16 protein-coding genes are annotated in these 16,375 nt (G+C 68.8%); 9 read left to right on the top strand and 7 right to left on the bottom strand.

Going from position 1 to position 16,375, the window contains the following annotated elements; translation table 11 throughout:
* Nucleotides 1–46 precede the first annotated feature (46 nt).
* From SACCYDRAFT_RS00320 to pknB, 7 genes are all read left to right on the top strand, one after another.
* Complete coding sequence (locus SACCYDRAFT_RS00320) at nucleotides 47–1,252, top strand: DUF3662 and FHA domain-containing protein (protein ID WP_005452518.1); 1,206 nt, start codon at nucleotides 47–49, stop codon at nucleotides 1,250–1,252.
* A gap of 192 nt (nucleotides 1,253–1,444) precedes the next feature.
* Complete coding sequence (locus SACCYDRAFT_RS00315; protein ID WP_043535993.1) at nucleotides 1,445–1,915, top strand: FHA domain-containing protein FhaB/FipA; 471 nt, start codon at nucleotides 1,445–1,447, stop codon at nucleotides 1,913–1,915.
* Nucleotides 1,912–3,345 carry a Stp1/IreP family PP2C-type Ser/Thr phosphatase gene (locus SACCYDRAFT_RS00310; protein WP_005452513.1) on the top strand — a complete coding sequence of 478 codons (1,434 nt, stop codon included), beginning with the start codon at nucleotides 1,912–1,914 and terminating at the stop codon, nucleotides 3,343–3,345. The genes SACCYDRAFT_RS00315 and SACCYDRAFT_RS00310 overlap by 4 nt, the downstream gene beginning before the upstream one ends.
* Complete coding sequence (locus SACCYDRAFT_RS00305) at nucleotides 3,345–4,859, top strand: FtsW/RodA/SpoVE family cell cycle protein (protein ID WP_005452511.1); 1,515 nt, start codon at nucleotides 3,345–3,347, stop codon at nucleotides 4,857–4,859. Before SACCYDRAFT_RS00310 ends, SACCYDRAFT_RS00305 begins: the two co-directional genes overlap by 1 nt.
* Complete coding sequence (locus SACCYDRAFT_RS00300) at nucleotides 4,856–6,325, top strand: peptidoglycan D,D-transpeptidase FtsI family protein (RefSeq protein WP_005452509.1); 1,470 nt, start codon at nucleotides 4,856–4,858, stop codon at nucleotides 6,323–6,325. Before SACCYDRAFT_RS00305 ends, SACCYDRAFT_RS00300 begins: the two co-directional genes overlap by 4 nt.
* A gap of 3 nt (nucleotides 6,326–6,328) precedes the next feature.
* Nucleotides 6,329–7,528: a serine/threonine-protein kinase gene (locus tag SACCYDRAFT_RS00295; protein WP_005452508.1), complete on the top strand. Its 1,200-nt coding sequence runs from the start codon at nucleotides 6,329–6,331 to the stop codon at nucleotides 7,526–7,528.
* Nucleotides 7,529–7,648: 120 nt separating this feature from the next.
* Nucleotides 7,649–9,634, top strand: coding sequence for a Stk1 family PASTA domain-containing Ser/Thr kinase (gene pknB, locus SACCYDRAFT_RS00290; protein ID WP_005452506.1), 1,986 nt, complete (start codon nucleotides 7,649–7,651; stop codon nucleotides 9,632–9,634).
* A gap of 88 nt (nucleotides 9,635–9,722) precedes the next feature.
* Here the strand turns inward: pknB and SACCYDRAFT_RS00285 are convergent, their stop codons facing one another.
* From SACCYDRAFT_RS00285 to SACCYDRAFT_RS00265, 5 genes are read right to left on the bottom strand one after another with little or no spacing between them, the layout of a single operon-like run.
* A complete protein-coding gene (locus tag SACCYDRAFT_RS00285) occupies nucleotides 9,723–10,361 on the bottom strand; it encodes a hypothetical protein (RefSeq protein WP_005452503.1) in 639 nt (212 codons plus the stop codon).
* Entirely contained in the window at nucleotides 10,358–11,194 is an 837-nt protein-coding gene (locus SACCYDRAFT_RS00280) for an ATP-binding cassette domain-containing protein (protein WP_005452501.1), read from the bottom strand. Before SACCYDRAFT_RS00280 ends, SACCYDRAFT_RS00285 begins: the two co-directional genes overlap by 4 nt.
* 36 nt (nucleotides 11,195–11,230) lie before the next feature.
* Nucleotides 11,231–11,872, bottom strand: coding sequence for an aminodeoxychorismate/anthranilate synthase component II (locus SACCYDRAFT_RS00275; RefSeq protein WP_043536943.1), 642 nt, complete (start codon nucleotides 11,870–11,872; stop codon nucleotides 11,231–11,233).
* Nucleotides 11,873–11,905: 33 nt separating this feature from the next.
* Nucleotides 11,906–12,697: an ABC transporter permease gene (locus SACCYDRAFT_RS00270; RefSeq protein WP_005452498.1), complete on the bottom strand. Its 792-nt coding sequence runs from the start codon at nucleotides 12,695–12,697 to the stop codon at nucleotides 11,906–11,908.
* Complete coding sequence (locus SACCYDRAFT_RS00265; RefSeq protein WP_005452496.1) at nucleotides 12,694–13,623, bottom strand: daunorubicin resistance protein DrrA family ABC transporter ATP-binding protein; 930 nt, start codon at nucleotides 13,621–13,623, stop codon at nucleotides 12,694–12,696. The genes SACCYDRAFT_RS00270 and SACCYDRAFT_RS00265 overlap by 4 nt, the downstream gene beginning before the upstream one ends.
* A 134-nt stretch (nucleotides 13,624–13,757) precedes the next feature.
* Here SACCYDRAFT_RS00265 and SACCYDRAFT_RS00260 point away from each other — a divergent pair, with 134 nt between their 5' ends.
* Nucleotides 13,758–14,534 (top strand): TetR/AcrR family transcriptional regulator, encoded by a 777-nt coding sequence (locus tag SACCYDRAFT_RS00260; protein ID WP_005452490.1) that lies wholly within the window; start codon nucleotides 13,758–13,760, stop codon nucleotides 14,532–14,534.
* Nucleotides 14,535–14,556: 22 nt separating this feature from the next.
* Here SACCYDRAFT_RS00260 and SACCYDRAFT_RS26545 read toward each other — a convergent pair whose 3' ends face one another.
* Entirely contained in the window at nucleotides 14,557–14,715 is a 159-nt protein-coding gene (locus tag SACCYDRAFT_RS26545) for a hypothetical protein (RefSeq protein ID WP_005452489.1), read from the bottom strand.
* A complete protein-coding gene (locus SACCYDRAFT_RS00255) occupies nucleotides 14,715–15,686 on the bottom strand; it encodes a class E sortase (RefSeq protein ID WP_005452487.1) in 972 nt (323 codons plus the stop codon). The genes SACCYDRAFT_RS26545 and SACCYDRAFT_RS00255 overlap by 1 nt, the downstream gene beginning before the upstream one ends.
* Nucleotides 15,687–16,107: 421 nt before the next feature.
* Between SACCYDRAFT_RS00255 and crgA the strand changes: the two genes are divergently transcribed.
* Entirely contained in the window at nucleotides 16,108–16,374 is a 267-nt protein-coding gene (gene crgA / locus SACCYDRAFT_RS00250; RefSeq protein ID WP_005452485.1) for a cell division protein CrgA, read from the top strand.
* The last annotated feature ends 1 nt before the right edge of the window (nucleotide 16,375 follow it).

The following is a 16,375-nucleotide window of genomic DNA, read 5'->3' as shown; positions in this document are numbered from 1 at the left end:
AACCCGATACGATCGGCTCGAAGACCCGTGGAAGGAGGTGATCCCAGTGGGACGCGTGCAGCGCTTCGATCGGCGTCTCGAGAACCTCGTGGGAGATGCCTTCGCGCGGATCTTCGGTGGCAACGTCGTCACGCAAGAAGTGGCGTTGGAACTGGAGCGGGAGTGTGAGGACAACGTTCGGGACCTCGCGGGCGGGCGCAAGCTCGCGCCCAACCACTATGTCGTGTCGTTGGGTGCCGAGGACTACGACCGGATGGCCGCGGACGGGCAGCGGGTCACCCGCATGCTCGCCGAGGCGGTGTCCGAGCACCTCGCTGAGCACGGCTGGGACACCTATGGTGACGTCGTAGTTTCGCTAGAGCGCAACGAGGCGCTGCATACTGGAAAGTTCAGAACCCGCTCGACCGTCGACCCGGACGTCAAGGCAAGCGACGCCGGGACTTTCGCGCGGTCGGCACCAATGAGCGACGCAGGAGACCGACCAATGAGCCAGCCCGGCGGCTACGGCCAATACGACCAGGGTGACCCGTACGGCCAGCAGGGTCAGTACGGCTACGGACAGGGACAGCCCGGTTACGACCAGGGCTATGGCCAGCAAGGCGGCTACGACCAGGGCTATGGCCAGCAGGGCTATGACCAGGGTTACGGTCAGCAGGGTTACGACCAGGGCTACGGCCAGCCCGGCGGCTACGACCAGGGCTATGGCCAGCAGGGCTATGACCAGGGTTACGGTCAGCAGGGTTACGACCAGGGCTACGGCCAGCCCGGCGGCTACGACCAGGGCTACGGCCAGCCCGGCGGCTACGGCCAGCCGCCCGCGGGTCAGCCGGGTTACGACCAGGGATACGCGGCTCCGCCGAGCCCGCCCGCCGGTTACCCCGCACAGGCTCCCGCACCGGGTGGGGACCCCTACGGACAGCAGGGCGGCTATCCCGGCGGCATGCCTCCGGGTGGCAACCGTCAGCTCAGCGCCATCCTGCAGCTCGACGACGGCTCCAACCGCACCTACTCGCTGAAGCAGGGCGGCAACGTCATCGGCCGGGGCCAGGACGCCGACTTCCGGCTTCCGGACACCGGGGTCTCCCGACGCCACCTCGAGATCACGTGGGACGGGCAGAGCGCCACGCTGGCCGACATCGGCTCCACCAACGGCACCACGGTGAACGGCACCCCGGTGCAGACCTGGCAGCTCGCCGACGGCGACGTGATCAGGGTGGGCCACTCCTCGTTGGTGTTCCGTACCCAGGGCTGAGTCCGACCGAGCTGACCGACAGCCGACCGACAGCCGACGAACTTCGGCGTCCCGCACGGGGACCACACGCGTGTCCCGCATAATGGCGGCCATGCGGGGGACCTGTGGAGCCGACGACAGTCGAACGCCTGGCGGTCGAACGACGGTGGGCGCCAGGGGTTGGGCGCGAGAAAGCGGGAGCTGACACAACAGGTGCCGGAGCTGGTCGTACAACTCACCAGAGTGGGATTCCTCGTCCTGCTCTGGATGTTCGTGTTCGCCGCGTTGCGCGTGGTGCGCTCGGACCTCTACGCGGCGTCGGGGCTGCGGGTCAACCTGCCCAGCCTCCGCCGCGGGAAGAAAGAGAAGAAGCCACTACTGGGCAGGAACAAGCTGCCCCGGCAACTGGTGGTCACCCACGGGGCGCTCGCCGGTACGCGCATCGCCCTCGACGGCAGACCGATCCTGCTCGGGCGGGCCGACGACTCGACCCTGGTCCTCGACGACGACTACGCCTCGACACGGCACGCACGCCTGTCGTTACGCGGTGACGAGTGGTATGTCGAAGATCTGGGCTCGACCAACGGCACCTTCCTGGGGCGGGCTAAGGTCACTGCACCCTTGAAAGTCCCACTCGGCGTCCCCATCCGGATAGGCAAGACGGTGATCGAGCTTCGCCCATGACTCTCGTCCTACGCTACGCGGCCCGCAGTGACCGGGGCCTGGTCCGTTCCAACAACCAGGACTCCGTGTACGCCGGCCCTCGCCTGCTCGCCCTGGCCGACGGCATGGGCGGCCACGCCGCCGGTGAGGTGGCCAGCAAGGTCGTCATCGCCTCCTTGGCACATCTCGATGACGACGAGCCTGGCGACGACCTGGTCACCCAACTGCGCGAGGCCGTCAACCAGGGGAACCAGGCCATCTCCGAACTGGTGGCCAACGACCCCGACCTCGACGGCATGGGCACCACCCTGACAGCGGTGTTGTTCTCCGGCTCGCGGCTCGGGCTGGTGCATGTCGGCGACTCGCGCGCCTACCTGCTCAGAAACGGGCAGTTCTCACAGATCACCCGCGACGACAGCTTCGTCAACGAACTGCTGGAACAGGGGCGGATCACCGAGGAGGAGGCCGCCACCCATCCCCAGCGCTCGCTGCTGCTGAAGGCTCTCACCGGGCACGAGGTCGAACCGAGCGTCACGGTGCGGGAGGCCCGCGCGGGCGACCGTTACCTGCTGTGCTCCGACGGCCTTTCGGGCATGGTGAGCAACGAGACACTCGCCGAGGCGCTGCGCATTCCCGACCCCCAGGAGTGCGCCGACCGGATGATCGAGTTGGCGCTGAAGGGCGGCGGCACCGACAACGTCACGGTGATCGTCGCCGACGTCGTGGACGTCGACTTCGGTGAGGACGCCCCCATCGTGGGCGGCGCTGCCGGTGACGGCTCCGACGAGGGCCCGCAGGGCGACTCCCCGGCCGCTCGGGCACGCGCGCTCACCGCGCCGCCACCTCCACCACCGCAGCCCCAGACGACCGAGCAACTGGAGACGCAACCCGACCCAAAAGCCAAACGGCGTAAGCGGGTCCGCCTGCTGCTGGCGTTCGGACTCGCTCTCGTGCTGCTGGCCGCGGCAGCGTTCGCCACCAGGTACTTCGTTCTGCGGCAGTACTACGTCGGCGTCGACGAGAACAACGAGGTCGTGGTCTACCAGGGTGTTCCGGGCAGCATCCTCGGTTTCGACCTGCAGAAGAAGGCCGAGGGTTCGTGCCCGCCCGAGGCGTCGCTGTGTGAACCGCTTCGCCTGCAGGACCTCCAGCAGGACGCTCGCGCCGCCGTGAACAACGGTGTGAAGCGCGACGGCCTGGAGGAGTCGCGTCAGTACATCAACACGCTGCGCCGCAACAACCTCCTCGAGATCTGCGACGACGAGTCCGACCAGGCGCAGGGCGGTGGGCTCGGCGGCGTGGAGCAGGGCGGAGCGTCGCGGGAGGCGTCCGAGGGCGCGGAGCCGGGTTCGAACTCGACGGAACCGACCGACACGACCGCGGGACGGGACGAGGGCGGCCAGCGTCCGGGTGTGGACTGCCGCCCGGCGCCCAGCTCGGGCGGTAACTGATGGCTCAGCCCGCAGGTACCCCCAGCGCGGCAGCTCAGTACACCACGAACCCGCCACGTGAGCTGCCGAAGAGACGCGGCACCGAACTCGTCATGCTCGCGTTCTCGGCGTTCATCGTCACCTCCGCTTTCGTCCTCGTGCAGGCGAACCAGGAGGAGGAGCTGTCGTGGTCGGTGGTGTGGTACGGGCTGGCCTACCTCGCCATCTTCAGCGTCGCTCACCTGGCCGTGCGGCGGTGGGCGCCGTACGCGGACCCGCTGATCCTGCCGTGTGTGGCGTTGCTCAACGGTCTCGGCCTCGTGATGATCCACCGGATCGACCTCGCCGAGGCCCGCATGGCGCTCGCCCGGGGCGAGGAGGCCGCGAGCTACGCGCCGCGCCAGGTGCTGTTCACCGTCGTCGCGCTGGCGTTCTTCCTCGGCATCCTGATCGTGGTCTCCGACCACCGGAAACTCACGCGCTACGCCTACACGTGCGGGCTCGTGGGCATCGTGGCGCTCGCGCTGCCCGCAGTGCTGCCCAGTTCGATGTCCGAGGTCAACGGCGCGAAGGTGTGGCTGAAGCTTCCGGGCTTCTCGATCCAGCCCGGTGAGTTCGCCAAGATCCTGCTGATGATCTTCTTCGCCTCCTTCCTGGTGTCGAAGCGGGATCTGTTCATGACCGCGGGCAAGCGCGTGCTCGGCGTGGAACTACCGCGAGCACGCGATCTCGGGCCGATCATCATCGCGGCCGTCGTCTGCCTCGGCATCCTGGTCTTCGAAAAGGACCTGGGAACGGCGCTGCTGTTCTTCGGCATCGTGCTCGTGATGCTGTACGTCGCCACCGAACGCATCATCTGGGTCGTGCTCGGGCTGAGCATGTTCTCGGTCGGCGGCATCATCGCGTACTCGCTGTTCACCCACGTGCAGCAGCGGGTGGCGAACTGGATCGACCCGCTGGAGACCTACCACGACCTCGGCGGCGGCTACCAGATCGCGCAGGGCCTCTTCGGCCTCGGAACCGGCGGCATGTTCGGCACCGGCCTCGGGCTCGGCAGGCCCGACGTGGTGCCCGAGTCGCACACCGACTTCATCAGCGCCGCGCTCGGTGAGGAACTCGGGCTCGTGGGGCTGTCCGCGATCCTGCTCGTCTACCTGCTGCTGGCCATGCGCGGCATGCGCAGCGCGCTCGCGGTGCGGGACACGTTCGGCAAGCTGCTCGGCGGCGGCCTGTCGTTCGCGATCGTGATGCAGCTCTTCGTGATCATCGGTGGTGTGACGAAGCTGATCCCGATGACGGGCGTCACCACGCCGTTCCTCTCGGCTGGGGGCTCGTCGCTGCTGGCAAACTACATGCTGGTCGCTCTGCTCCTCCGCATCTCCGACGCCGCGAGGAGGCCGCAGCAGCCGGCCAAGCCCAAGCCCATGCCCAAGGCCCCGCTGGCCGAAGCGCACACGGTGATGGTGCAGCGCCCACCGGCCGACTCGGGCCCGGCCGGGCCGGCCCACCCGTATGAAGGGGGGAGGCATCCGTGAACACACCGCTGCGCAAGGTCGGCATCGCCATGATGGTGATGATGGCCATGCTGCTCGCCAACTCCACGTACGTCCAGGTCGTGAAGGCCGACGACTACCGCACCGACGGTCGCAACACCCGCGTGCTGTACGACGAGTACTCACGCGAGCGCGGCAAGATCACCTCGGACGACGCCGGCCAGGTCCTCGCAGGTGTCAAGCCCACCGACAGCTTGTACAACTACCGCCGCACCTACCTCAACGGGCCGATGTACGCGCCGGTCACCGGCTACTACTCCGTGATCTACGGCGCGGGTGGCCTCGAAGGGGCCTACGACGAGTTCCTCAACGGCTCCGACTCGCGCCTGCTCGTGCGGCGGCTCAGCGACATGATCACGGGCCGGGACCCGCGTGGCGGCAACGTCCGGCTCACCGTGAAGCCCGCCGTGCAGGAGACGGCGTACAAGATGATGACCGATCGCGGGTACAAGGGTGCCGTCGTGGCACTCGACCCGAAGACCGGTGACATCCTCGCCATGGTGTCCACCCCGTCGTACGACCCGGGCAAGCTGGCCTCCCACGACACGGAGAAACAGCAGGCGGCGTGGAAGGCCTACAACGACGACTCGGACAACCCGATGTTGAACCGGGCGATCAGGGAGACGTACCCGCCGGGCTCCACGTTCAAGATCTTGATGACGGCAGCGGCCCTGGAGAACGGGGCCACGGCGGACACCGAGGTCACCAACGCACCCGAGGTCACGCTGCCGGGCACATCCACCACGCTGGAGAACTTCAACGGCCAGGTCTGTCCCGGCACGACGCTGAAGGACGCGCTGGCCTACTCCTGCAACACCGCGTACTCCGTGCTGGCGGCCGAACTGGGTGCCGAGAAACTGCGGGAGATCGCCGCCGACTTCGGTGTCGGCATGGACGGCCTCACCGTCCCGATGAGCGTCGTGCCCTCCGACCTCGGGGAGATGGAGAGCGATGCGGCGCTGTACCAGAGCGGCATCGGCCAGCGGGACGTCCGCATGACCCCGCTGCAGGTCGCGTTGCTCGCCTCCACGGTCGCCAACGACGGTGTCGCCATGAAGCCGCGGCTCGTCAAGCAGTTGCTCGCTCCCGACCTGTCGGAGATCGAGGAGTTCTCCCCGGAGGAACTCACCGGTGACGCAGCGATGTCCGCGGCCAACGCCGAGGTGCTCACCGACATGATGATCGCCTCCGAGGGCAACACGCAGGGCGGCGGCAAGGACCCGGCTCTGAAGATCGCATCGAAGACGGGGACGGCCGAGCACGGCACCGACCCGAAGGCCACCCCGCCCCACGCCTGGTACACCGCCTTCGCCCCGCACGACGACCCCAGGATCGCCGTGGCCGTCATCGTCGAGTCGGGCGGCGACCACGGTCTCGCCGCGACGGGTGGCAAGGTGGCCGCCGAGATCGGACGCGCGACCATCGCCGCCGCGCTCGGAGGTGGCTGAGTCATGCTGTCGTCCGGGCAGCTGCTCGCGCAGCGCTACCGACTCGAAGGCCGCATCGCGGTCGGCGGGATGGGCGAGGTGTGGCAGGCCAGCGACACCCGGCTCGACCGCACCGTGGCCGTGAAGATCCTCAAGGCGGAGCTGTCCGGCGACGCCGAGTTCCTGCACAGGTTCCGGACCGAGGCGCGCACCACGGCGTCGCTGAACCACCACGGGATCGCGGCCGTCCACGACTACGGCGAGACCGAGACCGGCGACGGGTCGATCGCGTACCTCGTCATGGAACTCGTCCAGGGCGAGCCGCTGGCGGCGATCCTCGCGCGGGAAGGGCGGCTGGCTCCGGAGCGGACGCTCGACATCCTCGAACAGGCGGGCCGCGCACTCCAGGCAGCACACGAGCGCGGCCTCGTGCACCGTGACGTGAAACCGGGAAACATCCTGGTCACACCCACCGGCGTGGTGAAACTCACCGACTTCGGCATCGCCAAGGCCGCCGACGCGGCACCCGTGACCCGCTCCGGCATGGTGATGGGCACGGCCCACTACATCGCCCCCGAGCAGGCGCTCGGGCACGACGCGGAACCCGCCAGCGACGTGTACTCACTCGCCGTGTGCGGGTACGAGTGCCTGGCGGGCCACCGGCCGTTCCTGTCGGAACACGCCGTGAGCGTGGCGATGATGCACATCAGGGACCTGGCACCGCCGCTGCCGCCGGACGTGCCTCCGGGCGCTCGCGCCGTCATCGAAGCTACGCTCGTGAAGGACCCGCGGCAGCGCTACGCCAACGGTGGCGAGTTCGCAGGCGCCGTCGCGGCCGTACGGGCGGGCCAACCCCTCCCCCCACCGTCGGGGCTCGCCGCCGCCGGCTACCTCACGCATCCGGTACATCCGAGCGCACATCCCCCGCAGAGTGCGCCGATGGTGTTGGCGCCGCAGGCACCGGGCTCCGGCCCCGTCGGGCCGGGTTCGCGTCCGTCCATGGCGCCGGTTCCCCCACCGATGGCGATGGGGCAGCCCCGACGGCGCGCTCCCGCGTGGACGTTGCTGGCCGTGGCGTCGGCACTCCTGCTGCTCGTCGTCGTGCTGGTACTCGCCCTCACCGTGTGGAGCGACGACTCCGACGGCGAGTCCCGGGTGCCGATGGGCACCGGCTGGTCGCACGCCGGTGTCGACTCACCCGACGGAGGCGCGGACAAGGCATGATGAGCACATTCCCGATGGAGAACCACAGGTGAATGTCGTTGGCCACAAGGCACTGGCGACACGTTCCGGCCCCGGGCCGGACGTGAGTAGAAGACCGAGTGAATGGGACGGCACCGAGCTATGAGCGCACCCCGACTGCTCTCTAACCGCTACGAGCTGGGTGACACACTCGGCTACGGCGGTATGTCCGAGGTCCACCACGGTCACGACATTCGACTCGGCCGCGAGGTGGCCGTGAAGATCCTGCGTGCCGACCTCGCCCGCGACCCCATGTTCCAGGAGCGCTTCCGCAGGGAGGCGCAGAACGCCGCGGCCCTGAACCACCCGGCGATCGTGGCCGTGTACGACACCGGGGAGGCCGAGACCGAGTACGGTCCCCTGCCCTACATCGTCATGGAGTACGTCGAGGGCAGGACGCTTCGCGACATCGTGAAGACCGAGGGCCCGATGCCGCAGAAGCGCGCCATGGAGGTCATGGCCGACGTTTCCGCCGCGCTCGACTTCTCCCACCGCCACGGCATCATCCACCGCGACGTCAAACCCGCGAACGTCATGATCACCCGCAGTGGTGCGGTGAAGGTCATGGACTTCGGCATCGCCCGCGCCGTGCACGACGGGCAGGCGGCGATGACGCAGACGGCCGCGGTGATCGGCACAGCCCAGTACCTGTCGCCGGAGCAGGCCCGGGGTGAGACGGTGGACGCCCGGTCGGACGTCTACTCCGCCGGGTGTGTGCTGTACGAACTCGTCACGGGCGAGCCGCCGTTCACCGGTGACTCGCCGGTCGCGGTGGCCTACCAGCACGTGCGGGAGGCGCCCCGCTCGCCGTCGGAGTCGAACCCGTCGGTGAGCCCGGAGCTGGACGCCGTGGTGTTGAAGGCGCTGGCCAAGAGCACCGGCGAGCGCTACCAGTCGGCCGCGGAGCTGCGTTCGGATCTCGTCCGTATCCTCTCGGGACAGCGGCCGTCCGCTCCGATGGTGGGCGCCGTGGCGGTCGAGGACGAGCGCACCCAGGTGTTGAACGCGCCGCGGCAACCGGAGCCCGTCGACGACTACGAGGCTTCCGTCTACGACGCCGAGGACGACGCGAGGAAGCGGCGCAGGCGGCGGGGTCTCCTCGCTGCCGCACTCACCGTCCTCGCTCTCGGGGCCGTGGCCTTCATCACGTGGATCAACGGCGGGTTCAAGACCGCCCCTGAGCAGAAGGCCATACCCGACGTCACAGACGTGCAGTTCGAGCAGGCCAGGCAACAACTGAACACGGCGGGTTTCCAGAACATCAAGATCGAGAAGATCGTCTGCCACGACAACCCGCCGTCCGGTGAGCCGCAGTGCACCGACGACCAGATCGACAAGGTCATCGGCACCGCACCCCCGGCTGGCCGCGAGGTGGCGCTGGACACCGAGATCGTGCTCCGGGTGGGCGTCGCTCCCGACAAGGTCGAGGTTCCCGACCTGGTTGGCCTGTCGCGCGAGGCCGCCCAAGCGGAGCTGGAGAAGGCCAACCTCACCCTGGACCCGGACGTCGAGTACGTCGAGGTCGAGGACGAGAACATGTACAGCAGGGTCGTGGAGCAGAACCCCACGCCCGGCAAGAAGGTGGAGCAGGGGCACTCCATTTCCATCAAGGTCGGCAAGGAGCCGGAGCAGGTCGAAGTGCCGGACATGACGGGCAAGTCCTACGAGGAGGCCAAGGCCACCCTCGAGGGTCTGGGGCTCGTCGTCCTGCGTAACGATGTCGACCACGAGGATCCGGCAGGCACCGTGGTGTCGCAGAAGCCGAACGGCGGCAACGTGAAGGAAGGATCGCAGGTCACGCTGGACGTCTCCAACGGCTCGCAGTCCAAGATCGAGGTCCCCGACCTCACGGGCCTGACGTTGGAGGAAGCGGTCAGCGCGCTGAAGGACCGGGGCTGGACCGGCTCCGCCTCCGAGCAGACCCAGACAACGTCCGACTCCGACATGGTGGGCAAGGTGATCGGCACCAACCCGGCCGCGGGTAGCTCGATCACCAGGGACCAGAAGATCACGATCATCATCGGAGCCGACGACGAAGGCTCGACGGAGCCTTCGGACGACGACAGCGATTTCCCGGGATTCCCCTAGTAGGCGCGAACACCGACGGAAGAAGGCCACCTTCTCCGGTAGTCACCGCGAGAAGGTGGCCTTTTCGTGTCCTGCACGCGTGCGGACTTCAGCGCCGGGAGACGAAGGCCGTGGACGCCGCGCTCACCAGGAGCGCGACGGCCGACGTGACGACCGCGACGAACACGGTATGGCCTGCGTCACTGGAGGTTCCCAGCGCGCGCAACATGGGGTTCACCAGCGGGATCCACCGGACGAAGAACACGATGCCGATGACCACCAGCGCGGCGATGACCGTGTAACCGATCCTCGGCAGCACGAATCGGGAACAGGGCAGGCCTGCGGCGACACCCGTGCACGTGGCCGCCAGGTGGGCTCCGGCGCCGAGCAGTAGCTCGTCTCCGGCGATCCCGCCGTGCAGTAGCCCGGCCCACCCCATCGAGAGCGCGGTGCATCCGGCGCACACGACGAGCACTCCCGTGACCACACCTGCGACCACCGCCACCGAGCCGCGCGCGTGGGCGAGCGTGACCAGGCGGTGTACCGGATCCTCGATGTCCACGACCGCCACGGTCAGCCAACACGACACGACGACGAGCCCTCCGGCGCTCACGGCGAACTCCGGCGCCACGGGCGCGTTCGCACTGGTGTAGAGCACGGCGAGCAGGGCGAGGAAGGCAAGAAGGGGCGGAAGGTAGCGCTGCGAGGCGAACAGCAGGGCCAGGTGGTAGCGCGTGACCGCGATCATCCGGAGGTCCGCCGTTCCACCCGCTGTACGGAAGCTCCGCGACGCAGTGCCCGCAGCAGCACGGTGTCGCAGTGGGCGTCGGAGACGGTCAACGTCAGGCGGTTCCTCGGCTCCACACCCTCCGTCGCGACCGACAGCACGATGTCGCCGTCCCTCCATTCGTCCACCGAACTGCCGGTCAGAACGATGTGCGCGGACCCGGTGCCGCGGCGGCCCGACTCCACGTCCACCGGGTTCAGGCGCCCGTCGGCGAGCCGGAACACCCGCGTTGCGAGCCCCGTGACCCGGTCGGGGCGATGCTCGGTGACCAGGACCGCGGCACCGCGCCGGCGAGTCTCCGTGACCACCTCTGTCACGAGCCCGTGTGCGGGACCGTCGAGGCCGGAGAAGGGCTCGTCGAGGACGAGCAGGTCCGGCTCGGTCAACAGGGCCTGGGCGAGCCCGACCTTCTGGGCGTTGCCCTTCGACAGCTCACGCAGCGGGGTCCTGGGTCCGCCCACCAGGGCCAGCCGTTCCATCAGCTCGCCGGCACGCCGACGGGCCACCCGGGTACTCAACCCGCCGATACGGCCCATGTGCTCCAGATAACCGAGGGCGGACAGCCGGAGATCGGCGGGGAACCGGTCGGGCAGGTAACCGACCACGACCCGGCCACTGACCCGCCCCGACGACGGACGCACCATCCCGGCGGCGATCCGGAGCAGAGTCGACTTGCCGCTGCCGTTCGCTCCCAGGACTCCCACGACCTCACCGGGAGGGAGATCGAGGTCCACACGGTCGAGCACGGCCGAACCGCGCAGGTAACGCTTCGACACGGCGACGAGTCTGCGCACACGGAGATACTACGCCGCGACACCACGTGCTGTGGTCTACGCCATAGCCGCTCGCTGCACCGCGCGCGTGGCCTGCTCCAGTTCGTCGACCAGTTGTTCGCGGACGGGATGTCCTGCCGAGGCCATCCAGTTGGCCAGCATCCGGTGCCCGCCCTGGGTGAGTACGGACTCAGGATGGAACTGCACCCCCTCGATGGGCAGTTCCCGGTGCCGCATGCCCATCACCACACCCGACGCGGTCCGCCCGGTGATCTCGAAATCGTCCGGGATGGTCTCGGGAAGCACCGTGAGCGAGTGGTAGCGGGTCGCGGTGAAAGGGCTCGGCAGCCCCGCGAGCACACCCGCGCCGTGGTGTTCCACCTCGCTGGTCTTGCCGTGCAGCAGCTCGGGCGCACGGTCGACCGTCGCTCCCCACGCGACACCGATGGCCTGGTGACCGAGGCAGACGCCGAGCATCGGCACCGACTCGGCCGCGCAACGCCGCACCACTTCGACGCTGCGGCCGGCCTTCTCCGGCGTCCCCGGCCCGGGCGACACCAGCACACCGTCGAACTTCGCCACGTCGTCGACGTCCACGACGTCGTTGCGCCACACCGTGCACTCCGCGCCGAGCTGGGCGAGGTACTGCACCAGGTTGTAGACGAAGCTGTCGTAGTTGTCGACGACGAGTACGCGCATGTGCTGCATGGAATCAGCCTACGTCGTGCGGTTTCAGCCCAGACCGCGCCGGCGGAACAACACGGCGGCCAACGGAACGGCCACCACACTCCCGCCGACCAGCCATGCCACCACGGCCCACGCCGTGCCGTCGGCCACCGGCAGCCCCAGCAGAAGGCCACGCAACAACTCCACGAGCGGTGTGGTCGGCTGGTACTCGGCGAACCCCTGCAGGAATCCCGGCAACGACTCGACGGGCACGAAGGCGCTCGAAACGTACGGCAGGAACAGCACGACGAACGAGAACGCCCCCGCGGCCTGCACACTCTTCACCAGCAGGCCCCACACCACCGACCACCACGCGACGGTGACGACGTAGCCGACGACGACGGCGAGGACGAGCAACCAGTCCACGAGGTCGGCAGAGGGCCGGAAGCCCAGCACCAGCGCCGCGACGACCGCGAGTCCGGTGGCGCAGACGTTACGCAACACGGAGGCCACCACCTGGCTGGCCGGCAGTCCCCATCCCGCGATCGGCAACGTCCTGAAGCGCTGCGTGAGCCCCAGCCTGCGATCCTCGGTCATGCCGACGCCGGTGGTGGCGGCCCCGTAGCCCGCACACAGCAGCATGACAGCGGGCGTCACGTAGTCGACGTACGTCAACGCCGTCCCGGTGTCGATGGCGCGGCCGAAGACGCCGACCATGGCGCACATGAGCACGATCGGCAACGCCACGCCGACGATCAGGCCGTCGACCTGCCGGAACTCCCGGCGCAACGCACGCTGGGTGAGCAGCACCAACTCGTCGACCCGGCTCCCGTGGGCGGTGTTGGTCTGGACCGTCATGCCACCGGCTCCTTGTCCGTCAGCTGGAAGAACACGTCGTCGAGGGTGGGAGCCGCGAGTGACACGGACGCCACCGGAAAACCCGCCCGATGGAAGTCGTCGAGCACCTGCCGCAGGTGGTCCGGGTCGCGCAGTGCGACCACCACCTCGCCGGTCTCGGGATCGAGGTGGGCACCGGGCTGGAGCGTCACGGCCGCGAGTGAGTGTTCCGGTCGAGCCATGGTCACGTGGAGCCGTTCCGTGCCGACCCGACGCTTGAGGCCGCTCGGGGTGTCCTCCTCCACGACGCGGCCGTCGCCGATGATGGCCACCCGGTCGGCGAGTTGATCGGCCTCGTCCAGGTACTGCGTGGTCAGCAGGATCGTCGTTCCGGCTCGCACGAGATCCCGGACTACGTCCCACAGGTCCGCCCTGCTGCGCGGGTCGAGCCCGGTGGTGGGCTCGTCGAGGAACAGGATCCGGGGTGCGGCGACCATGCTCACGGCCAGGTCGAGGCGGCGTCGCATACCGCCGGAGTAGTCCCCCGCCCTGCGGTCGGCGGCGTCGGTGAGCCGGAACTGTTCGAGCAGTTCGGACGCCCGGCGGCGGGACGCCTTCCGGCCGAGGTGGTTCAGACCGGCGAACAACTCCAGGTTCTCCCGCCCGGTGAGGAGTTCGTCCACGCTGGCCTGTTGCGCGGTGAGGCCGATGGCACGGCGGACAGCGGCGGGCTCCGTGCGCACGTCGTGACCACCGACGCGGGCTGTACCGCTGTCCGGGTTCAGCAGCGTGGTGAGGATGCGGACGGTGGTCGTTTTGCCTGATCCGTTGGGTCCGAGCAGGGCCAGCAGGGTGCCGGTGGGCACCGTGAGGTCCAGCCCGTTCAGTACCGGACGGCCCTGGAAGCTCCTGCGAATGCCCCGGGCCTCGATCGCCGGTGGTGACATGCCCCCTCCAAATTGCGTATCAATTACAGTGTATGTCCTACGATGTAAACCATACGCAGATTTCGGGAGCCTGGTCAAGAAGGCTCCGACACGGCACATAGGGTGAGAAACGAACGGACAGGCGAAGGAGACGCATGGCGGACGAACACGCTCGGCCGGACCTCCCCCCGGTCGTCGCCCGGATGTGGGGGCGCGAGGCCGCCTCCCGCCGGGGACCGAAACCCAGCCTCGACCTGGCCCGGATCATCGCGGCCGCCGTGGAGATCGCCGATGCCGACGGCCTCGGAGCGGTGTCGATGAACAGCGTCGCCTCCCGACTCGGGGTGGCCCCGATGTCGCTCTACCGCTACGTCGGCAGCAAGGACGAACTGCTGCTCGCCATGCTCGACGCGGTGTCGGAGGAGCCTCCGGCCCTCGACGACCTGCCGTGCCGGGAATACCTGTACGTGTGGACGAAGGCCAACGTCGAACTCCTCGTCGCCCGGCCCTGGGCACTGGCCATCGCGCACACCGGGCCACCGATGGGCCCACGTGGGCTGCGCTGGCTCGACCGCCTGCTTCTCGCGTTGGCCGACACGCCGCTCAGCGAGGGCGAGAAGGTCGGCATCGCCACGACGCTGAGCGGTTACGCGCTGAACCAGGCGTCACTGATCACCGCACTGGCCCCGGCGGGCAACGCCGACAGCCAGTTGCCCGCCAGCTCGACGATCTACGGGGAGTTGCTGGCCGAACTCGTGGACGAGGAGTCGTACCCGGCGCTGGCACGCGCGGTCGACAGCCAGGCCTTCGTCGCGGGCAGTGCCGAGTGGTACGACCAGGACACCGACTTCAGGTTCGGCCTCGACCTGCTGCTCGACGGCATCGACGCGTTGATCGAACGGCGTACGGAAACCGCGGACACGCGTCGCTAGCCTGCGGACACGCCGGGCGGGGTCAGCCTTCGACAGCGACGTCGTTGAACGGCAGCAGGGGCTCCGCCCACGGGAACACGACGAACATCAGCAGCGCCACGACGCCCAGGACGAGGGCCGCGGCCAGGCCGATCCGCACCACCAGCGGGCCCGGCAGGTGCCGCCAGATCCAGCCGTACATCAGACCTCCCCGATCTCCTTCAGCAGTTGGTCGTAGGTCGCGCCCGCTTCCTTCTCGTACACGTGCGTCAGCACCCCGTGGATGATCATGCGCTCGCGGTCGGAGAACCGCGGATGGCAGGTGGTGAGGGTCAGCAGCTCGACCTGCTGCTCCTCCGGCAGCGTGGAGTCGGCCTGGTACGGCACGGGCGCGACCGCGTCACCGCGCGTCGGCAACACGATGCGGCGGCCCACCGTCTCGCCGTAGGCGGGGTCGAGCTCGGTCAGTGGCCGCACTCCCTCACACCGCGGGTCCCCGCCCTTGCCCTGCGCCCAGCCCTGCACCTCGTCACTCATGGGCAGCACCCGGTAGACGAAGAAGGTGTCGACGGTCTCGATCACCACCGCGTCGCACGAGCCGAGCAGGTCCAGGTCGTTGAACGGCGCTCCCTTGCCCACGCGGTGCCCCGCGACGGCGAAGTTTCCGGGCTCACCCGGCATGGCCGTCTTCTTGTAGTGACCCGGCCCAATCTCCAGGGTCGCGGCGTCCACACCCTGCTGGATCGTGAAGTTCCAGTCGACGCCGAACGACGGGATGTACATGCGCGCGAACGCCTCACCGTCCATGGGGTCGGTGTGCATCTCGCGCTGCTGCGACCAGCGCTGGTCGAGATCGGCGCTGGCGTCGCGCTGGAGTTCCTGGGACATGAGGTTGGTGACCCACAGCTCGTACACCACGAACAGCAGCACCACGATGCCGAGCGTGATGAGGATTTCCCCGAAGGTCCGCACGGCCGCGCGGGCCCTTCCACCCCCACCCCTGCCGGGCCGGGCCTTCGGGGCGGGAGGCTCCTCCGGCGGGTCTTCCGGTGCGTCCGACTCGGGCGGCGCCTCGTCGGGTTCGGAAGGCGGTACCGGCTCGGGCCGGGCCTGCCGCCGGGCGACCGGTGGCATCACCGGCCGGGTCGGGGCGTCGGCCAGCGGTTCCACCATCTGCGTGCGCTCGGCCGGGCGAGGAGCCTGCGGAATCCGCTCCGGCCGTGGTGGTCCCGCGGGACGCTGCGGTCTGCCGCGTCCCGGCTCCGCCCCAGGTCGCGGCAGCCTCCCCTGGACCCGCTCCTGCGGGTGAGAGCGACGCGGCGGGTGCAGCTGACCACGGCGCGTTCCCTCGGGTGAGGTGTCGTCGGGGGGAACTCGGGGCAACCGGCCTCGGGAGGGCGCGGCGATCTCACGGGTCTCCGGGTCCTCGTACCTCGACAAGCGGGCTCCTCTCGCGCGAGTGCGCAAGGTCATCACAATCTGCTGACCGGCGCTCGCTCCCCGGTTCTGACGCCTGCCCGATTACGTTAACGTGTTGAGAAAGTGGCAGTTGCGCACTGCCGATCATTTTGCCCCACAGCACGCGAGGACTCCGATGCCCAAGTCCAAGGTTCGCAAGAAGACGGCGTACACGCCGCCGACGAATCGCCGCACACCGGTCAAGGTCCGCGCGGCGGGCCCTTCGCATCCGGTCTACAAGGTCGTGATGTTCGGGTTGATGCTGCTCGGCCTCGCGTGGCTCGTCGTCAACTACCTCGCGGGCCACAAGATCGACTTCATGGCCGAGCTCGACGCCTGGAACTTCGCGATCGGCTTCGCCCTCATGATCACCGGCCTGCTGATGACCATGCGGTGGCGTTGAC

This window comes from Saccharomonospora cyanea NA-134 (assembly GCF_000244975.1).
Lineage (GTDB): Bacteria > Actinomycetota > Actinomycetes > Mycobacteriales > Pseudonocardiaceae > Saccharomonospora > Saccharomonospora cyanea.
The sequence above is the reverse complement of the archived record's forward strand: the minus strand, read 5'-3'. Positions and strand labels throughout refer to the sequence as shown.